The organism is Pseudoalteromonas sp. BSi20439 (assembly GCF_000241165.1).
GTDB lineage: Bacteria > Pseudomonadota > Gammaproteobacteria > Enterobacterales > Alteromonadaceae > Pseudoalteromonas.
In genome coordinates this window covers 1-19,365 of sequence record NZ_BADW01000140.1, presented here as the reverse complement: position 1 = coordinate 19,365, position 19,365 = coordinate 1, and the positions used below count along the sequence as shown (strand labels likewise).

Below are 19,365 nucleotides of genomic sequence, written 5' to 3'. Positions count from 1 at the left end.
ACTTAATTGATTTCCAACTGAATACAATTATGTACTGTAATTGGTACTTTGATGAAAACTTAATTAATACTAAAAATACATTTAAGGAATATTTTAAGTGCAAGCAATTATAAAAGAATTTCAACTAGGTCAACACACAGTGACGCTAGAAACAGGTGCTATCGCTCGTCAAGCAGACGGCGCAGTACTAGCAAGCATTGGCGACACGTCAGTACTCGTAACGGTTGTTGGTAAGCGTGAAGCTCAACCAGGCCAAGACTTTTTCCCACTAACAGTTAACTACCAAGAGCGTATGTACGCTGCTGGTCGTATCCCAGGTGGTTTCCTTAAGCGTGAAGGTCGTCCTAACGATGGCGAAACGCTAATTGCACGTCTTATTGACCGTCCAATTCGTCCACTTTTTCCAAATGGTTTCGTAAACGAAGTACAAGTTATCGCGACTGTTGTTTCTGTAAACCCTGAAATCCAACCTGATATGGTTGCGATGATTGGTACATCAGCAGCACTTGCTATCTCTGGTATCCCGTTCAGCGGTCCAATTGGTGCATCACGTGTTGGTTACATCAACGGTGAATACGTACTTAACCCAACACTAAAAGAGCTTGAAGAAAGTCAACTTGACTTAGTTGTTGCTGGCACTGATAACGCAGTACTTATGGTTGAATCAGAAGCAGACGTACTTGCTGAAGACGTAATGCTAGGCGCGGTTGTATACGGCCATGAGCAATCACAGTCTATCATCAATGCAATTAACGAATTTAAAGCAGAAGCAGGCAAGCCTACTTGGGATTGGACTGCACCTGAGAAAAACGTTGCATTAGAAGAGAAAGTAGCCACTCTTGCTGCTGATAAAGTAGGCGAAGCTTACCGTATTACTGATAAAGTAGCGCGTAAAGAAGCATTAACTGCTGCAAAAGATGCGGTTGTTGAAGCACTAACAAGCGAACTTGCTGAAGGCGAAACGCTTGATAAGCAAGAAGTAGGTAAAGTATTCGGTTCACTTGAGAAGAAAATCGTTCGTGGCCGTATCGCTGCTGGCGAAAAACGTATCGATGGTCGTGAACCAGATATGATCCGTGCTCTAGATGTAATGACGGGCGTACTTCCACGTACTCACGGCTCTGCAATCTTCACACGTGGTGAAACGCAAGCATTAGTAACAGCAACACTTGGTACAGAACGTGATTCACAGTTAATCGACGATTTAACTGGCACGCACAAAAACCACTTTATGCTTAACTACAATTTCCCTCCATTCTGTGTAGGTGAAACGGGTTTTGTTGGTTCTCCTAAGCGTCGTGAAATCGGTCACGGTAACCTAGCTAAGCGTGGTATCCAAGCAGTAATGCCAACATTGACTGAATTCCCATATTCAATCCGTGTTGTATCTGAAATTACTGAATCAAATGGTTCATCTTCAATGGCATCAGTTTGTGGTACGTCTCTAGCGCTTATGAACGCGGGTGTTCCAATTAAAGCCTCTGTTGCGGGTATCGCGATGGGCTTAGTTAAAGAAGAAGAAAACTTTGTTGTTCTTTCAGACATCTTAGGTGATGAAGATCACTTAGGTGACATGGACTTTAAAGTAGCGGGTACAACTAACGGTATCACTGCTCTACAAATGGATATCAAAATTGAAGGTATCACACAAGAAATCATGCAAATCGCGCTTAAACAAGCGAAAGCTGCACGTTTACACATCCTAGGTGTGATGGACGAAGCGATTTCTGCACCTTCTGAAGAACTGTCTATGTTTGCTCCGCGTATTTACACGATGCAAATCCCACAGAAGAAAATCGCTGAAGTTATCGGTAAAGGTGGCGCGACTATCCGTCAGCTTACTGAAGAAACTGGCACTACGATTGAAATCGGTGATGATGGCACAATCAAGATTGCTGCCACAGACGGTGAAAGTGCAGCAAATGCAATTAGCCGTATTGAGCAATTAACTGCTGAGCTTGAAGTAGGTACTATCTACGAAGGTAAAGTGGTACGTATCGTTGATTTCGGTGCGTTTGTAAACATTCTTCCTGGTAAAGATGGCCTAGTGCATATCTCACAAATCAGCACTGAGCGTGTTAACAACGTTGCTGATCACCTTAGTGAAGGTCAAGAAGTTAAAGTTAAAGTACTAGAAGTAGACCGTCAAGGCCGTGTACGTCTAAGTATTAAAGAAGCAATGGAATCAGCAGCACCTGCAGCTGACGAGTCTAAAGACGCGTAATTGCTAATCTTTCATCCAGATAATTATTGGATAGTATAAAAAGGGGCTGTTTAGCCCCTTTTTTTATGCTTTAATGTTAGCAATTAATTGTGTTCATCATACTTATACCAACCTGCTTGGATATGGGACTTATTTTAACGATAAGAAAATTGCTCTATAACTAGGCAAAATTTTTGATATCTAGTTGTTCTAAATAAAAGAATTTTAACAACGTTATAGGGGTATTTAATTCGTTAAATTGTTCAAATATTTATGCCGGTTGATATTAATAACACATAACTGGAATGAACCTTACAAGACAGCTTATGTCTTATCTATTTGCTACTTACCTCGGTATTAAGGATTTTAATGAGACTTAAACATTTAGCCTTGGCATCTTTTGCTATTTTGTCTTTAAGCGCTTGTCAGGCTACTACTAAACCCGCTGCTATTATTAACGTGCCATTTACTGCACCGCTTGCATCAGATTTTAGAAATGAAATTGCCATTGCACGTTTTTCAGAACTATTAAACAGAGCTGATTTGAGTACAGAGCAACAAGCAAAGCTCTATTATGACCGTGGAGTACTATTTGATAGCTTAGGTATGACGACTTTATCGCGAATTGATTTTAACCGAGCGGTTAAGCTCAAGCCCGATTTGGCTGAAGTGTATAACTTTTTAGGTATTCAGCATACTTTGATGCAGCAATACGAAAAAGCATACGAGTACTTTGACTCAGCCATTGAGCTAGACCAAGAGCATGAATATGCGTATTTAAATCGTGGTATTGCCTTGTACTATGGTGATAGAGCGACGCTTGCAAAAGATGACTTTAAAACATTCTTGGAGCGCTCTCCTAACGACCCTTATCGTGTGTTGTGGCTTTATTTAGCGCAGGCCGCACAAGATAAAACTGCGGCACTTGCTGCGTTAAAAGCCAATTCAGCAGCTCTTGATGAAAATGAATGGGCGTATCAGCTTATTGCTTTGTATGTGGGTGATATGAGTGAACAAGCCTTTTTTTCAGGCATAGCCGATGGTGTAAGTTCACAACAAGAATATGCTCAACGTTTATGTGAAGCTTATTTTTACTTAGCTAAACAGCACCAAGCCGCAGGTGACCTTTCAATTGCAACAGATTACTTTAAGTTGGCGCTGGCAACGAACGTTCATGAATTTATAGAATATAAATATGCACGTTTAGAGCTTGAGTTGATGGCTAGTGAAAGCGCGGGCTAACTTTTTTAAATTAAGTATTTTATTACTGTGCGCTAGCTTAATTAATGGCTCCAGTAATAAACAAAATAGCATTGGCTTTTGGCAAGTATTGCACGGCAAAGCCAATGTGATTAATAGTTATTGGCAATTCCCTGGTTACTTTGCATCGCATATTTTACAACTCCCCCCGACCTCATTAGCAACCTTAGCACGTAATAAAATAGCCCATGCACAATACGGCTATGGGTTATCATTATTAGCCAATAATCAAACTGAAACCGCTAAGCTCTTTTGGCAAGCAAGCCTCGATGAGATAACAATTAAACAACAAAAACATCTCGCAGCTTCATTGCTTTCTCAACAGCGCTGGCAAGATTTAGCGTTATTAAAAGCTCACAATAAGTTACCTAAAGGGGATGCCTTTTATCATTTACAGTTACAACAGCGTGCTCCCTTCGATGCATTAAACCACTCATTTATGAATAAATTAGGGTTTTTGGTAGCGAGCGAGCAAATTGAGATACAAAAGCAATGCACATTTAATGTGCTAATGCTGAGCGATCACCGTGATGGTTTATATAGGCTCAACCACTTTATGAAAAAATACGCACAACACCCAGAGCCTAGTAGTAATGCATTTTGTTTTTCAAAGCCTATATATGTTGGTAATGCAATTGCTTGTAACAGCACTAAAGCAACGCTTGCGCAGTGCGATTGGCAACAGTCATCACTTAAGCAGCGGCTTCCTAAAGGATTCGATTTTGCGATTATGATGCCCAAGCAAGGTACTGCCAATGTGCATCAGGGCTTAATGCATATTAACTCGCAGGCTAATTATGCAGTCTTTTTACATGAATTAATGCACTTTAATGGTTTTGAAGATGAATACGCTTTACCAGCAAAAAAACAAGCTTGGCTTTGTCAGCTTGAGGGGTTGGTTGCCCCTAACTTGTTTATTGCTCATAACACTGATGCGCCAAAAGGATGGCACAAAAGCAAAAGCTGTCAGCAAGGAGGTGTTGCTTATAAGCCAAGCGCACAGTGGTCTATTATGCAATATCAACAGGTTGGACTTTCAGAGCAATATCGGGCTTTGTGGCAAACTCATATAGAGCAACATGCAGATTTATTCCCGCGCTTTTAATCATTAAATAGAGTGCTTTTAGGTTGTTTAACCAATGATTATATGAGCCTATTAAAACTGCTTAAAAGCTAAGCTTGTTTTACTTCAGTTCATGAATTTATAGGCATTTTTGTTTGATTATTATCCTGCTAGCGGCGCTTTCTATAGACAAAAACTGCGTTTATCAGTATAACTGTACGTATTAATGTTGTTAAAAAACAGACATAAAACGTATACCCAAGTCACTTTGGTATTTAATAATAACAAGTAGCGAATTGATAAACTTTATGATTCAAAAAGGCCCTTCATTATGACTTTGCTCTGGATACCCCTGTTATCCTTATTAGGCAGTGTTATTTCTGCATGCACCGGCAAACTTTCTCGAAATCAGGCAACGAGCCTAACGGCTATTGCGCCATTAGCCGCGCTTGCAATTACACTTTATCATGCGCCCGCTGTTCTTGCGGGAGAAACTATTCGTTTTAGCGCGCAGTGGATACCAGCCTTAGGGTTAGATATTTCCTTGCGCTTGGATGGATTGAGTTTACTGTTTTTATTTATGATTTTAGGAATAGGGCTACTGGTGATCTTGTATGCCCGTTATTATCTAAGTCAAAATGATTCACTGCCAAAGCTATTTAGCTATTTAATGTTATTTATGACCGCCATGCTAGGCATTGTTATGTCAAATAATGTAATTCAGTTATGGGTGTTTTGGGAGCTAACGAGTATTAGCTCGTTTTTGTTAATCAGTTACTGGTGGCATAAATCAGAGGCGCGCAAGGGGGCGCGTATGGCATTAGCGGTAACAGGTGCCGGTGGTTTAGCCTTACTGGGTGGTTTAATGTTGTTAGGCGACATTGTTGGCAGTTACGATTTAGACACCATTTTAGCCAGTAAAGCGATTATTCAATCTCACGACTTATATGAATTGGCATTGGTATTAGTTTTACTAGGTGCTTTTACTAAATCTGCACAATTCCCGTTTCATTTTTGGTTACCGCACGCCATGGCTGCACCTACGCCGGTTAGTGCGTATTTACACTCTGCCACTATGGTAAAAGCGGGTATCTTTTTACTTGCGCGTTTTTATCCCGCATTGGCGGGTACCGATACCTGGTTTTTATTGGTCGGTTTGACCGGTTTAACCACGCTATTATTTGGCGCTTATATCGCGTTATTCAAACATGATTTAAAAGGCTTATTAGCCTATTCAACGATTAGTCATTTGGGCTTAATTACGTTATTACTTGGTCTAGATACACAGCTTGCAACCGTTGCCGCTATTTTTCATATTATTAACCATGCGACGTTTAAAGCGTCGTTATTTATGGCAACCGGTATTATTGACCATGAAACCGGGACTCGTGATATGCGCAAACTCAATGGCATGTGGCGCTACTTACCTTATACGGCAACCTTGGCGATGGTGGCTGCTGCCGCTATGGCAGGTGTACCGTTGTTAAATGGTTTCTTATCAAAAGAAATGTTCTTTGCTGAGACTCTGCATCAGCAGGTACTTGGCTCAATGTCTTGGTTAATTCCGGTGCTAGCGACTGTTGCGGGTGCGTTGTCGGTGGCGTACTCATCACGCTTTATTCATGACGTGTTCTTTAATGGTGAGCCAATTGATTTACCACGTACCCCTCATGAAGCGCCGCGTTATATGCGTGTGCCTATAGAAATCTTAGTGGTACTGTGTATTTTAGTGGGTATTTTTCCACACTTTGTCGTCGACGGTATCTTGTCGGCTGCATCACTGGCTGTACTTGGTCAAGCTATGCCCGAGTACAAGTTGACTATTTGGCATGGTTTCAATTTACCTCTACTTATGAGTGGTATGGCAGTAATTGGTGGTTTATTTATTTACGTTAATCGTAAGTACTTGTTCCAGTTCCAGGCGTCGTTACCTCCTTTTAATGCTAAAAAAATCTTCGAGCGTTTTTTAGCGGTAGTGGTTAATTGGTGTCAAAACAAAATCCAATCAACAGAAAATGGCTCATTACAACGCTATGTATTTATTATGTTAGGTGTTGTATTACTTGCCTCTGGTTGGCCATTATTTGAAATGAAACAGCTAGCTGGCAGTGTGCCTAATACTCCGGTTGACATTCAAAACGCAATTGGTGCAGGGCTACTCATAATAGGCGCAATTGCTACCGTTATTTGGCATCGAATTCGAATGGTGTCGTTATTAATGCTGTCGATTGTGGGTTTAATGGTGTCGGTGGCGTTTACCCGTTTTTCAGCGCCTGACTTGGCTTTAACGCAACTTACAGTTGAAGTAGCCACTATTATACTATTAATGTTGGCACTGTTTTTCTTACCACAAAGCACGCCGAGAGAATCTAGCTCGTTGCGCATTTTACGTGATGTGGTTATTTCCTCTACCGTAGGGGTGATTATTGCTAGTATTTGTTACGCTTTACTGACTCGACCGCTTGATTCAATTTCTGAGTTCTTTATTGCTAACGCCAAAATAGGCGGTGGTGGTACTAACGTGGTTAACGTTATTTTGGTTGATTTTAGGGGCTTTGACACCTTAGGTGAAATTACCGTGTTAGGTATTGCTGCACTGGGTATATTTAAACTGTTATCAAGAATTCCGCTTTATATGCCAGCAAGCGACAGTGAAGGGCGCCCATGGTCTAAAGACCGTCACCCTATTTTATTGGCTTGTATTTCACAAAGCTTATTACCATTGGCGCTATTAGTATCCGCTTATATTTTCTTACGTGGTCATAACTTACCGGGCGGTGGGTTTATAGCTGGTCTCGTAACCTCTATTGCCTTTATTTTACAATATATGGCCCATGGTACTGCGTGGATTAATGAACGTTTTGATGTTAACTATCGCAAAATTATTGCATCAGGTATCGCTATTGCCATGTTTACAGGTGTGGGAAGTTGGTTCTTCGATAAACCATTCTTAACTACTTGGTTTGATTACTTTGATATTCCGTTTGTTGGTAAAACAGAGCTAGCTAGCGCCATTGTATTTGACTTGGGCGTGTACTTAACTGTTGTTGGCGCTACGCTGATGATCCTTGCGAGCTTAGGTAATATGACAGCGAACGCAGAGAAAGAAGAGGTAAATATTTAATGGAACTGTTATACGCATCTTGCGTTGGCGTGCTAGTCACCTGTGGCGTGTTCTTATTATTAAGAGCGCGCACATTCCCTGTGGTATTGGGGCTGACAATGATTTCTTACGCGGTTAATTTGTTTTTATTCTCATCAGGGCGCTTAACAATTAATAAAGCCGTGGTACTAGGAACGGGCGCTGATTATGCCGATCCGCTGCCACAAGCCTTAGTGTTAACAGCCATTGTAATTGGCTTTGCTATGACTGCGTTTGTGGTTATTTTATCTATTCGTGGCCGAGCAGATTTAGGTAACGATCACGTTGATGGCAGCCTAACCAGAAGTAAACGCAAGGAGAGAAAATGATTCAGCATTTAGCATCTTTGCCTATTTTACTGCCAATGTTAGCAGCAATTATTTTGTTGCTTCCACCGTGTGGCAAAAGTTTATTTGCACGTCGATTAACGTCTAGTTTAATGGCTATTTTAACCTTTGCAGTCACGGTATTACTGCTGGTTCAGGTTAAAGATAACGGTATTATTGTTTATGCAATAGGTAACTGGTCTGCACCATTTGGTATTGTACTGGTTGCAGATATGCTCTCGACCTTGTTAGTTACCTTAACCGCCTTTTTGGGTGTTGGCGTGGCTTTATATGGCTGTGCTGGTGATGATGAACAAGGTAGCTTTTTCCATCCTTTAATCCATTTTTTGATATTAGGGGTAAATGGTGCATTTTTAACGGGCGATTTATTTAACGTCTTTGTATTTTTTGAAGTGTTATTAATTGCCTCTTATGCGCTATTAATGCACGGTGGCGGCAAACCCAAAACGCGCGCAGCGCTGCATTATGTTATTTTAAATTTAGTCGGCTCAAGCGTGTTTTTAATTGGTTTAAGTATTTTATACGGAGTATTAGGCACTTTAAATATTGCTGATATGGCTAATAAAGTACCACTGCTAACCGGTGACGATGTTTATTTAGCAAAAGCAGGCGGGTTACTATTACTCGTTGTATTTGCACTTAAAAGTGCACTATTACCACTGCATTTATGGCTCCCAAATGCCTATGCAAGTGCGATACCTGTGGTTGCTGCATTATTTGCGATTATGACCAAAGTTGGTGTTTATGCGACCTTACGTGTATACACGGTAATTTTTGGTGAACAAGCCGGCGAGCTTGAACATATGGCGCAGTCTTGGCTGTGGGCGCTGGCCATTGCTACCATAGTGATTGGTGCAATAGGGGTGTTAGCCTCACAAGATTTACGCAAGCTTACCGCTAATTTAGTGCTTGTCTCTGTGGGAACCTTAGTGGCATTAGTGGCACTTCAAAACATAAATGCCACAGCTGCACTATTGTATTATTTAGTGCATTCAACGTTAGTAACTGCGGCGTTATTTTTACTCGCTGATTTAATTGCAACACAACGGGGTAAAGCTGGCGACCGACTAGTCGGTGGGCGTGCAGTAAAACAACCATTCTTATTGGGGGCATGTTTTATTATTGCCGGTTTAACCGTCATTGGTATGCCACCATTTTCGGGCTTTGTTGGCAAAATTTGGATTTTAAAAACCACATTAAATAGTGAGCAAGCACTGGTGTTTTGGCCTGTTTACTTAATTATGAGCCTAGCGCTTATTGTGGCTATATCACGTGCGGGTACAAGTTTGTTTTGGGAACGTAAAGACAAAACAGGTGATGCTAGCGATGTTGCTAATGCCCATCCGCTACAAGTAACCGTGTTAGTTGGTTTATTAGTAAGCTCAATACTACTGGTTGTTTTTGGTGACGTGGCAACACAATACGCACTCGAAGCGGCAGCACAACTTCACGATATTAGTGGTGGTATTAATGCGGTACTTAAGGGAGGTATGTAATGCGCTTACAAGCTCGTTTTCGTTGGTTACCTACGCCGTTTCGTAGTCTGTTTTTATTTATAGTATGGCTATTATTAAATAACAGTGTGTCGGTAGGGCATATTATATTAGGAGCGATATTAGCATTGTTAATACCGTTATTTAGTATGTCATTTAGAGATCCGCAACCGCTGATACTAAAGCCTGGGCTGGCATTTAAGCAGTTACTGATCGTACTTTACGATATTATTGTGGCTAATTTGCAAGTAGCATTATTAATTCTAGGCCCTTCAAAAAATCTGCGTCCAGGCTTTGTTAAAGTGCCTATAGATCTAATGCATGAAATGCCAATTACTATTTTAGCCAGCTGTGTGTCTTTAACGCCGGGTACGGTAAGTGCCGAGGTTTACCCGCTGATTAAATCGCTTAATGAAGACGATGAACCGGTACAGCGATATTTATTAATTCACGTGTTAGATTTAGATGATGAGCAAGCGCTTATTAAACAAATTAAAGCACGTTACGAAGCTCCCCTAAAGGAGATATTTCAATGTTAGATACAGTATTACTGATTGTTTTTTCAATGGTTGGATTGTCGTTATTACTTAATCTATGGCGACTTATTATTGGCCCATCAGTTCCAGATCGTATTTTAGCGCTAGATACTATGTACATTAACGTGATTGCACTGATTATTTTATACAGTATTAGTATGGGTACGGGGTTGTACTTTGAAGCAGCCTTACTTATTGCCATGCTTGGGTTTATAAGTACGGTAGCAGTATGTAAGTATTTACTTCGTGGCGACATAATTGAGTAAGGTATTAAAATGATAAGTGAATGGATCGTATCAATATTGCTGCTGTTAGGTGGGTTATTTATTTTAATTGGCTCAATTGGCTTAATTAAATTACCTGACTTTTTTATGCGTTTACATGGGCCAACGAAAGCGACGACTTTAGGTATGGCGAGTATTCTTACCGCTGCTATGGTATTTTTTGCTAATTCAGTCAGTGGCTTAAGTGTAAAAGAAATATTAATCACTATATTTTTATTAATCACTGCACCTATCAGTGGCTACATGCTGATTAAAACCGCAATTCATCATAAGCTTAAAGCCAAAGAGGGAACAAAAGGACTCGATAATATCGAAAAAGATTAGCTTTGAGCACAAACGATTAAAAGCCGAATAAACGTGTGTTATTCGGCTTTTTTGTTTTTTGGTTGTCCCCATTTACAACACTTGTTGAACATGTAAGTATGACGCTAATTCAAATACAAAAGGATATTAATATGGGTAAGGTAATACTGCTTTCACTTTTAATTTTTTCAACTAACCTTGCAGCGCAAACTGCCAAACAGCAAAAAATTGATGAGCTGGTAGAGGTGATGAACATGGATGCCATGGTTGACTCTATGTATGCGCAAGTTGAGGGTATGATGCAAAATATGTCAGTGCAAATGGGCGTTAAGCCAGATGAGAAAGCAATTTTCGACAAATATTATGCTGATATGACCAAGGTATTAAAAACAAAAATGAGCTGGCAAAAAATGCAGCCGATGATGATTAACCTCTACGATAAACAATTTACTGAACAAGAAATTAGCGACATGTTAGCTTTTTATAAGACAGAATCAGGGCAGGCTATTTTGAAGAAAATGCCACAAGTAATGCAAGAATCAATGCAAATGTCACAAGCCTTAGTACAAGACGCTATGCCTGAAATTCAAGCAATTGCGGGTGAGCTTGGTGAAGCACTTAAGCAATCGCGAAGCGAAGCAAACTAAGCACTACAGTAGCTCTCAAATTTAGCAGTCACATATTGTGGCTGCTCTTATCTTAACTTTCTTTCGCACTCCCAGCCATATGCTTAATTAATTGTTGACCTATGTGTTACACATAGGTTTATTATGTTGTCATTACATAGCCAGCCAGAGGTTTAATGATGTACGTAAAGCAATTAGCCAATACTATGGGCGTGACCCAAGACACAGTTCGTCATTACACGCGAATAAAGCTGCTTAATCCTATTCGTGGTGAGCGCAATGGTTATCAAGAGTATACCGCAGCCGATCAGCAACGTTTAAAGTTTATTATTAGTGCGCGTCAACTCGGTTTCTCAATAAAAGATATTCAGCAAATAGTTGCTCAATCGGAGCAAGGGAATTGCCCATGCCCACTGACACGACAATTAATAACTAAACGGCTCGAAGAAACAGAGCGGCTATTTCAAGAAACACTCAAACTAAGAACGCGTATGCAAGCTGCGGTAAAACAGTGGGAAAACTCAAGCGATGGTGCTGTAAGTGCCGATATATGTAGTTTAATTGAGACCTTTGTAGATCCCCTTAACGAACAAGTTAGTTCCGAGGAAGCAAAATGAGCAACAATAAAGACACAGTGCAAAATTTTATAATTGAAGGTGCTAATTGCGGCAGCTGCGTCGCAAAAATAGAAAAAGCGCTAAAAAGCGTATCAGGTGCGCAGCGTGTTGAAATGAACTTTGCTGATCGCAGTGTGCAAGTTGAAGGCAATGCGCCATCAGCAGAGCTGATTGAAGCAGTCGAAAATATAGGCTACAAGGCTAAGCCAATGAATAGTGAGTCGGAGCAAGACGCGCTAGATGAAAAAGCCAAAGCCGATAACGCGCACTATAAAAAGCTAATGCGTAATATGGTATTGGCGCTAGGCGTTGGCGCTCCGCTTATGTTGTATGGGCTTATTTTTGATATGAGTGTCACCACCAACGCGCAGCGCATTGGCTGGTTTATTGTTGGTATAGTCACTTTAGTGGTTATGGCCATTGCGGGTAAACAGTTTTACAACGGCGCATGGCAGTCATTTAAAAACCACACCGCTAATATGGATACACTGATTGCGTTGGGCACAGGTACCGCGTGGTTGTATTCTATGGTGGTAGTCATTGCGCCAAGCGTGTTACCCGAGGTGGCTAGGCATGTTTATTTTGAAGCCTCAGCGATGATCATCGGTTTAATTAGCCTAGGCCTTGCCTTTGAAGTAAAAGCCCGCGGTCGTACTTCTGAGGCGATAAAACGCTTAATCGGTTTGCAGCCAAAAACTGCTCGGGTAGTGCGTGATAACAAAGAGCAAGATATAGCTATTAGTGAGGTACTAAAAAACGAGACTGTGCGTGTACGCCCCGGTGAAAAAATCCCCGTGGATGGTGAAGTCATTGAAGGTCGCAGCTCAGTGGATGAGTCAATGCTCACGGGTGAGCCTATGCCAGTGAACAAAAGTGAGGGTGATACCATTGTTGCAGGCAGTATTAATAAAAGTGGCACGTTGCTATTTAAAGCCACCCATATTGGCAGTGAAACCACACTTGCCAGTATTATTAATATGGTTAAACGAGCACAAAATTCTAAACCCTCCATAGGGCGTTTAGCCGATGTAATATCCGGCGTATTTGTTCCTACGGTAATGATTATTGCGGTGCTCGCGGGCCTTGCTTGGCTTAATTTTGGCCCCCAGCCGAGCATTGCTTATGCGGTAGTGGCCGTGACCACGGTGCTTATCATTGCCTGTCCGTGTGCGCTGGGTTTAGCAACCCCTATGTCAATTATGGTTGGGATAGGTAAAGCCGCTGAATCGGGAATACTTATTCGTAATGGAGAAGCGCTGCAAACCACCTCTAAAATAACCACCATGATTTTAGATAAGACTGGCACGATCACAGAAGGAAAACCCACCGTTACCGATATCATTAATTTTAATGACAGCGATAAAGTACACGTGCTAAAGCTTGCCGCTAGTCTTGAAAGCGGCTCTGAACATCCTTTAGCGCAAGCTATTGTAAGTTATGCTGAAAATGAAGGTATCACGATTGAAAAAGTCAGCGATTTTAACGCTGTGACGGGGCAAGGTGTTACAGGCACATTATTAAATGGGCAAACTTTATTGTTTGGCAATGAAGCGCTTATGAGCCAACATAATATCAGTATTGCAGAGGCAAAAGAGCAAGCTGAGCAATTAGCCAGCGCCGCTAAAACGCCAATGTATTTTGCTATTGATACCCAACTACAAGCCATTATAGCGGTAGCCGATCCGATAAAAGACGATTCAGCAGAGTCCATTAAACGTCTACAAAAAAAAGGTATCCATGTTGTTATGCTGACCGGTGATAACCAAGCTACCGCCAAAGCCGTCGCTAACAAAGTCGGTATTAAGGACTTTATTGCCCAAGTAATGCCTGATGACAAAGCCAGTGAAGTAACTAAACGCCAAGCTAAAGGTGAAATAGTCGGTATGACGGGTGATGGTATAAACGATGCGCCGGCACTGGCACAGGCCGATGTTGGGTTTGCTATTGGCACTGGCACCGATGTGGCGATAGAGAGCGCTGATATCACCTTAATGCGTGGTTCATTACAGAGTCTTGGCGATGCCATTGCGGTTAGTAGCGCCACTATAGTCAATATTAAGCAAAATTTATTTGGTGCATTTATTTACAATGTGGCAGGTATTCCAATTGCTGCGGGGCTGTTATATCCATTTTTTGGTATATTACTCAACCCGGTTGTTGCAGGTGCTGCTATGGCGTTGTCATCACTAACTGTGGTCACAAACGCCAATCGCCTGCGCTTTTTTAAACCCAGTAAATCGTAATTTTATAAATAGGAGTAGCATTATGTTGATGATCAATATACTCGGCGCGTTGTTAATTGCGGTTATTATTTACTGGTTTTGGCTATACAAACCTAAGCAAGTGCAAAGTAATAATAACAAAATAACGATAGTTGTTAATAACGGCGTTTATTCTCCTGCCCATATTAAAGTGGCTGCTGATAAAAAAGTAACGCTGACGTTTAATCGACAAGACAGCGCTCCATGCGCCGAAACGGTGGTGTTTCCTTCACTCGATATCAGTAAAACGCTCGCTATGGGTGAGAATAACACTGTTGAGCTGCCGGCACTTAAAGTGGGTGAATATGCTTTTCATTGCCAAATGCAAATGTATAAAGGCACGTTAGTAGTGTCTTGAATATTAGGGTCTGTTGACCTTTGCGGATTACAATTTGTTCATACTAGGAGCGGTTTAATCGCGGCGCGAGGTTTGTAACCTAGTGGACTAAGTAAGAACCGAGCAAAGCTTCCGCGTCCTGCTCACGCCCCTTACCTACATCCATGTAGGCAACAAAGAGTAAATCGCCCCTAGGCAGAACCCGAAGGGCAGCGCCTGTTTGGCATTGATGCTGCGTTATCGCCTATTTCTGGGGAATAACCACACCACATAGGCTCTGCCTTGCCTAAATACCAAACAGACTGCTGCAAATTTAACCTTGAAAGGTCAACAGACCCTAGATTAATAAAACTAAAAATGGCTCTGATGCGTATGTTCAAGCAGAAAACTTAGAAGGCGTAGTATGAATAAATTAAACCCTAAAAAACTGCTTAATAGTAAATGGACAGCGATCCCAGCAATTAATAAGGAAAAACATTTTATTATTGTTGAGGTTGAGTTTGATGAAGACGGCAACGTCATTGAATGTATCACTGAGGCGGTAATGTCAAAAAACCAATACCCAATCCAGTGGCGCGATTTAAAAGATCAACAAAAATGGCTGCAAGGTTGGAAATAAAGCAGACTTTGTAAAATACATTGCTCATGCTCATAGCCCTTATGAGTATGAGCGACTAGTTTATTGTTTTTTCGAACAACACATTGCTAGCGACTCTCCTCTATTACAGCTTGTTTTCATCCCAATTCGCCATTTGGCAACAAAACGATAGTTTTTAAATCGTTCTTCAAAAGTTTTTATAAAAAATAATAGAAATATTATTTTAGTTATTATATTTCAATGCGTTATGCGTATTATTTTATACCATTAAAGTAAGCATGGCGCATGTGTTCAGAGTCGGTTTATTCTCATAACTGCTCTAAACATGATTTTTCCCGTTTTTTCATTCCCATGTCTCTTTTTTATTATAATTTAACTTATTGATTTTAAATGTTTATTTATTTCAGCCCCTGTGGCTGTTGCTAAAAAGCAACAAAATCATGGTTTATTTTTATCAAAATACTTCAAAATCGTTCTAACTGCATGTTTTTAAATAACTTTAAAAACATGGCATCGAAGTTGTACTACCTAAGCTGTATTTAGCAAAAACGTGATAAAGCATATCGCTTTTATCGCACAACCTAATGAAGGAATTACATTATGAAAACACTTAAATCAACACTGGTACTAATGGCTTTAGCTTCTTCATCAGCGGCTTTTGCGGCAACCGATTTTGACACTCTTGATGTGGATGGCAACGGCGCTATTAGCCAAGCTGAAGCATCAGTTGACGCCTCACTTATGAGCCAGTTTACTGAGCTTGATACTGACCAAAACGGTGAGTTATCTAAAGCAGAGTTTTCTAAGGCGTAACCAGCTTTAGTACTCAATACTACTACTGATTCTGAGTTGCCCAAGACAACCTAAATAGGCAAGGGAGCCTATGACAAAGAATCGCAAGGATATGAGGTTGATAGTTTTGAGCCAATTATTTTTTATTTGACGAACATTGCACACCTTGAAGGATTATATTATGAAAAAGTTACAATCAACACTGGTATTAATGGCCCTTGCTTCTTCATCTGCAGTATTTGCAAGCACAGACTTTGAAACGCTTGATGTAGATGGCAGTGGCACCATCAGCCAAGCAGAGGCATCGGTTGCTGCTGAGCTTATGGAGCAGTTTGCAGAGCTAGATGTAGATGGTAATGGTGAACTTTCTAAAGACGAATTTTCAGCGTACTAGTTTCCCTTAAGGATCTTTGAAAAGGACTTCTTACCATTTTAATTAAGGCATTTAGCCTAAGGATTAATTATGAAAACATTTACTAAAACACTCGCTTTAATTGCACTTGCTTCATCTTCAGCGGCTTTTGCTGCGGTTGACTTTGATTCTTTCGATACTGATGGCGACGGCGTTATTAGCCAGTCTGAAGCACAAGCTAACTCACAACTAGCTCAATTATTTGATGATTTAGATGTTGATAGCAACGGTGAGCTTTCAAAAGAAGAGTTCGCAAAAGTTCAGTAATTACATTACGGATTAAAGCGTTTATGTAATTTGTAAACGAGACATAAAAAGCAGCTAAGTAGTAAATACTCAGCTGCTTTTTTGTGCGTGGCGAGAAATAGTGTGTGCAGTTGTCACTAAAATAGTGCAATGGCGTCAATGAATTTAAATTAAGCTATTGATTTTTAAGCTTTTTAATTTTTGGTTTTAAACTTGCTTAGCTGTTGATTAGGGTATTTAAGGAGCCTAATTATGGCGAGAATGAGTTATATCAGTAGTGTAGAGCGCTATAACGAATATGAGCAGATAATACATAGCTTATTAGAATCAATTTTAATGAGTATAGATGACGGCATCGCTAATAATCGTGATATGCGCTATTTAACAAAGCATTATCCTTTTTTAGAATTACAATACTGTTTAGACGAGAAGGGCTCACAACAGGGCAATAACGTTTGCTTTAAACGTGCCTACAATAAAAAATTGGCACAGAGAGGCAATAATCAGGATTTAAGTGAGCGGCCTTATTTTTTAAATGTAAAAGCCTGTAATGCTATTTGTTTTACTGCGCCTTATATTTCTATTGCGACCAACCATTTATGTATATCTGCGATTAAAGAATTAAACAAACCTATCAATAATCAACATTATTTAGTTGTTGATGTAAGTTTAACGCAGCTTATTGAGTTTGTGATGGGTGATACTGCTCGTGCGACTATGTCACCTTATTTTAAAGCAGGTTATGGCATTATTGTGGCGTGCTTATTTAGTTTGGTGCTTTTTTTACTCAACATCGTATTTATCGACATCTATGAATTAATAACTCACGTAAATAGTTCGTCCGATCCCCTAGAACCCTTTAGCATCATTATTTATATCACGTTAGCATTGGCTGTTTTTGATCTTGGCAAAACAATTCTTGAGGAAGAAACCCTCATGCATAAAGATATTTTTAGACACTCATCAACACGACGAACCATTACCCGGTTTATCTCTACCGTGTTAATTGCTATATCAATTGAAGCACTACTCACTATGTTTAAAGCCGCATTAGGGCAATCAGAGTATTTAATGCCAGCTATAGCGATGATGCTTGCAGTGGTGGGACTTTTAATTGCTTTAGCGATATATGTGTATTTAGGGGCAAAAGCTGAAACATTACTTACACAGGCACGGGTAAAACTAAAATCCTCCGAGTAGGAGGATTTTAAGTAGTAATGTTTAATTGTATTTATTGTTTGTCAGCGGTGCGTTTGGCTTTAAAGTCAGACGCGCTTGTCCATTTTGGCCAATCACCGTTATTCGCCAGTTGTGAGGCTATATCAACAATCAGTTCTACATCTTGTTTTACCCCACCTAATGACCAATCAGCTGAGTAATCGTCAGCTTCTTTATGGTATTTATGAGTGATGTAGTCAGGATCGGTATCACCTAGGCTCATAAACAGTAAGCTTGGCACACCTTGTTTAGCGAGTGAAAAATGATCCGATCTAAAAAATAAGCCATTTTGCGCACGAGGATCCAGTTTAACTTGACGTCCTTGCGCGTTTGCGGCTTTAGCTAAATAGTATTCCATAGTCGAGAGGTCTTTACCGTACTGTAAAATATAGTCGGTGCTATCGAGTACGTTCATCCCATCAATATTTAGTAGGGCAACCATATTCTTTGTTGGGATCACGTCACCAGAGGCAAACTGCGCTGAACCAATTAAACCGGTTTCTTCGGCGGTGAAGTTGGCAAAAATAATCGAGCGTTTAAACGGTGTTTGCTGATGCATTTTTTGCATTATTCGAGCAACCTCAAGGGTGGCCGCGGTGCCTGATGCGTTATCAACGGCGCCATTATAAATTTTAGGACCGCTGTCGGTTTGTTTAGTGCCAAAGTGATCCCAATGGGCACTAATAACGATGTATTCATCTGGGCTTTCACTGCCTGTGATTTTTGCGACCACATTATGTGATTTTGCATGTGACACTTCGTTTTTAAATGCAAGGTTCGCCTTTAAGTTCAATTCCTTGGCTTGAAATTGCTTACTTAATGCGTGTTGCTTTAATTGTTGGTAATTTAAGTGTGCTGATGCAAATACTTGCTCAGCGGCATCAAGTGTTAACCAGCCCATAACCGGCAGTTCAGATGCATTAAGGTTGTTATCCATTAGACTGTATTTAGTGCCCGTGTTTGAGCTTTCAACCACGCCCCAAGGGTATGCGGCTGGGGCTGTTTCATGAACAATAAATACCGCTTTTGCACCTCGGCGCGCGGCTTCTTCATATTTATAAGTCCAGCGGCCATAATAAGTCATGGCATTACCAGTAAATAACGTATCGTCTTGAGTGGCAAAGCCCGGATCGTTTACCAGCACAATAACGGTTTTACCAGTTACATCAATATTGGCGTAGTCGTTCCAGTTATATTCAGGGGCATTTATACCATAACCGACAAAGACCACATCAGAATTGCGAACATCAATAACAGGCTGTAATTGTTTAGTACGAGCAGTAAAGTCTTTACCCCCTTTAAAGCTTAAATCACCCATGGTCAATTGCATGTTTTGATCTGCGGTGATCATGGCCATTTTAACCGGATGTAAAAAATCACCGTTATAGGCACCAGTTAACCCTATGGCTTTGTATTGTTCACTCAAATAGCCAACGGTTTTTACTTCACCCAATGTTAATGGACCGCGACCTTCAAAGTCATCAGAGGCAAGGGTTTTAATATGCTGTTTTATATTATTTAAACTAACGCCCGGACTGTTTTCGAGCGAGGAAGTGGGGGTTGCAGACTCTGAGCAACCCGTTAGTACAATAACTAAAAAAAATGTGATGGTTTTTATATAAGACAT

19 protein-coding genes are annotated in these 19,365 nt (G+C 40.6%); 18 read left to right on the top strand and 1 reads right to left on the bottom strand.

The genetic code is table 11. The annotated features are described in order from the left end of the window. Positions 1–97 precede the first annotated feature (97 nt). The 18 genes from pnp to P20439_RS11890 all read left to right on the top strand — a co-directional run bounded on the left by pnp (position 98) and on the right by P20439_RS11890 (position 17,720). Complete coding sequence (gene pnp, locus P20439_RS11975) at positions 98–2,224, top strand: polyribonucleotide nucleotidyltransferase (protein WP_008114552.1); 2,127 nt, start codon at positions 98–100, stop codon at positions 2,222–2,224. Between the two features lie 348 nt (positions 2,225–2,572). Then, positions 2,573–3,445 (top strand): lipoprotein NlpI, encoded by an 873-nt coding sequence (nlpI, locus tag P20439_RS11970; protein ID WP_008467143.1) that lies wholly within the window; start codon positions 2,573–2,575, stop codon positions 3,443–3,445. Beyond that, positions 3,429–4,568: a hypothetical protein gene (locus P20439_RS11965; RefSeq protein ID WP_008467142.1), complete on the top strand. Its 1,140-nt coding sequence runs from the start codon at positions 3,429–3,431 to the stop codon at positions 4,566–4,568. Before nlpI ends, P20439_RS11965 begins: the two co-directional genes overlap by 17 nt. 289 nt (positions 4,569–4,857) lie before the next feature. Beyond that, positions 4,858–7,650 (top strand): monovalent cation/H+ antiporter subunit A, encoded by a 2,793-nt coding sequence (locus P20439_RS11960; protein ID WP_008467140.1) that lies wholly within the window; start codon positions 4,858–4,860, stop codon positions 7,648–7,650. Next, the gene (locus tag P20439_RS11955) at positions 7,650–7,997 is read left to right on the top strand and encodes a Na+/H+ antiporter subunit C (protein WP_008114561.1); all 348 of its coding nucleotides are present in this window, start codon (positions 7,650–7,652) and stop codon (positions 7,995–7,997) included. Before P20439_RS11960 ends, P20439_RS11955 begins: the two co-directional genes overlap by 1 nt. Next, the gene (locus tag P20439_RS11950; protein ID WP_008467138.1) at positions 7,994–9,511 is read left to right on the top strand and encodes a monovalent cation/H+ antiporter subunit D; all 1,518 of its coding nucleotides are present in this window, start codon (positions 7,994–7,996) and stop codon (positions 9,509–9,511) included. Before P20439_RS11955 ends, P20439_RS11950 begins: the two co-directional genes overlap by 4 nt. Continuing rightward, the gene (locus P20439_RS11945; RefSeq protein WP_008467136.1) at positions 9,511–10,047 is read left to right on the top strand and encodes a Na+/H+ antiporter subunit E; all 537 of its coding nucleotides are present in this window, start codon (positions 9,511–9,513) and stop codon (positions 10,045–10,047) included. Before P20439_RS11950 ends, P20439_RS11945 begins: the two co-directional genes overlap by 1 nt. Then, positions 10,041–10,310, top strand: coding sequence for a K+/H+ antiporter subunit F (locus tag P20439_RS11940; RefSeq protein ID WP_008114565.1), 270 nt, complete (start codon positions 10,041–10,043; stop codon positions 10,308–10,310). The genes P20439_RS11945 and P20439_RS11940 overlap by 7 nt, the downstream gene beginning before the upstream one ends. A 9-nt stretch (positions 10,311–10,319) precedes the next feature. Next, positions 10,320–10,652, top strand: coding sequence for a Na+/H+ antiporter subunit G (locus P20439_RS11935; RefSeq protein ID WP_008114566.1), 333 nt, complete (start codon positions 10,320–10,322; stop codon positions 10,650–10,652). A 131-nt stretch (positions 10,653–10,783) separates the two neighbouring features. Beyond that, complete coding sequence (locus P20439_RS11930) at positions 10,784–11,278, top strand: DUF2059 domain-containing protein (protein ID WP_008467134.1); 495 nt, start codon at positions 10,784–10,786, stop codon at positions 11,276–11,278. A gap of 158 nt (positions 11,279–11,436) precedes the next feature. Continuing rightward, positions 11,437–11,874, top strand: coding sequence for a MerR family transcriptional regulator (locus tag P20439_RS11925; protein WP_008467133.1), 438 nt, complete (start codon positions 11,437–11,439; stop codon positions 11,872–11,874). Next, positions 11,871–14,117: a heavy metal translocating P-type ATPase gene (locus tag P20439_RS11920; RefSeq protein WP_008467131.1), complete on the top strand. Its 2,247-nt coding sequence runs from the start codon at positions 11,871–11,873 to the stop codon at positions 14,115–14,117. The genes P20439_RS11925 and P20439_RS11920 overlap by 4 nt, the downstream gene beginning before the upstream one ends. A 22-nt stretch (positions 14,118–14,139) precedes the next feature. Then, entirely contained in the window at positions 14,140–14,493 is a 354-nt protein-coding gene (locus tag P20439_RS11915; RefSeq protein WP_008467129.1) for a cupredoxin domain-containing protein, read from the top strand. Between the two features lie 382 nt (positions 14,494–14,875). Beyond that, positions 14,876–15,091 carry a TIGR02450 family Trp-rich protein gene (locus tag P20439_RS11910; protein ID WP_008467123.1) on the top strand — a complete coding sequence of 72 codons (216 nt, stop codon included), beginning with the start codon at positions 14,876–14,878 and terminating at the stop codon, positions 15,089–15,091. Between the two features lie 579 nt (positions 15,092–15,670). After that, positions 15,671–15,883: a calmodulin gene (locus P20439_RS11905; RefSeq protein ID WP_008467122.1), complete on the top strand. Its 213-nt coding sequence runs from the start codon at positions 15,671–15,673 to the stop codon at positions 15,881–15,883. A 160-nt stretch (positions 15,884–16,043) separates the two neighbouring features. Continuing rightward, positions 16,044–16,256, top strand: coding sequence for a calmodulin (locus P20439_RS11900; RefSeq protein ID WP_008467121.1), 213 nt, complete (start codon positions 16,044–16,046; stop codon positions 16,254–16,256). A 69-nt stretch (positions 16,257–16,325) separates the two neighbouring features. Then, positions 16,326–16,541 (top strand): calmodulin, encoded by a 216-nt coding sequence (locus P20439_RS11895; protein ID WP_008467119.1) that lies wholly within the window; start codon positions 16,326–16,328, stop codon positions 16,539–16,541. A 231-nt stretch (positions 16,542–16,772) separates the two neighbouring features. Then, the gene (locus tag P20439_RS11890; protein WP_008467117.1) at positions 16,773–17,720 is read left to right on the top strand and encodes an EAL-associated domain-containing protein; all 948 of its coding nucleotides are present in this window, start codon (positions 16,773–16,775) and stop codon (positions 17,718–17,720) included. 31 nt (positions 17,721–17,751) lie between these two features. On the opposite strand, the gene P20439_RS11885 is transcribed toward P20439_RS11890, so the two are convergent. After that, positions 17,752–19,365, bottom strand: a complete 1,614-nt coding sequence (locus tag P20439_RS11885) for a M28 family metallopeptidase (protein WP_008467115.1) — start codon at positions 19,363–19,365, stop codon at positions 17,752–17,754.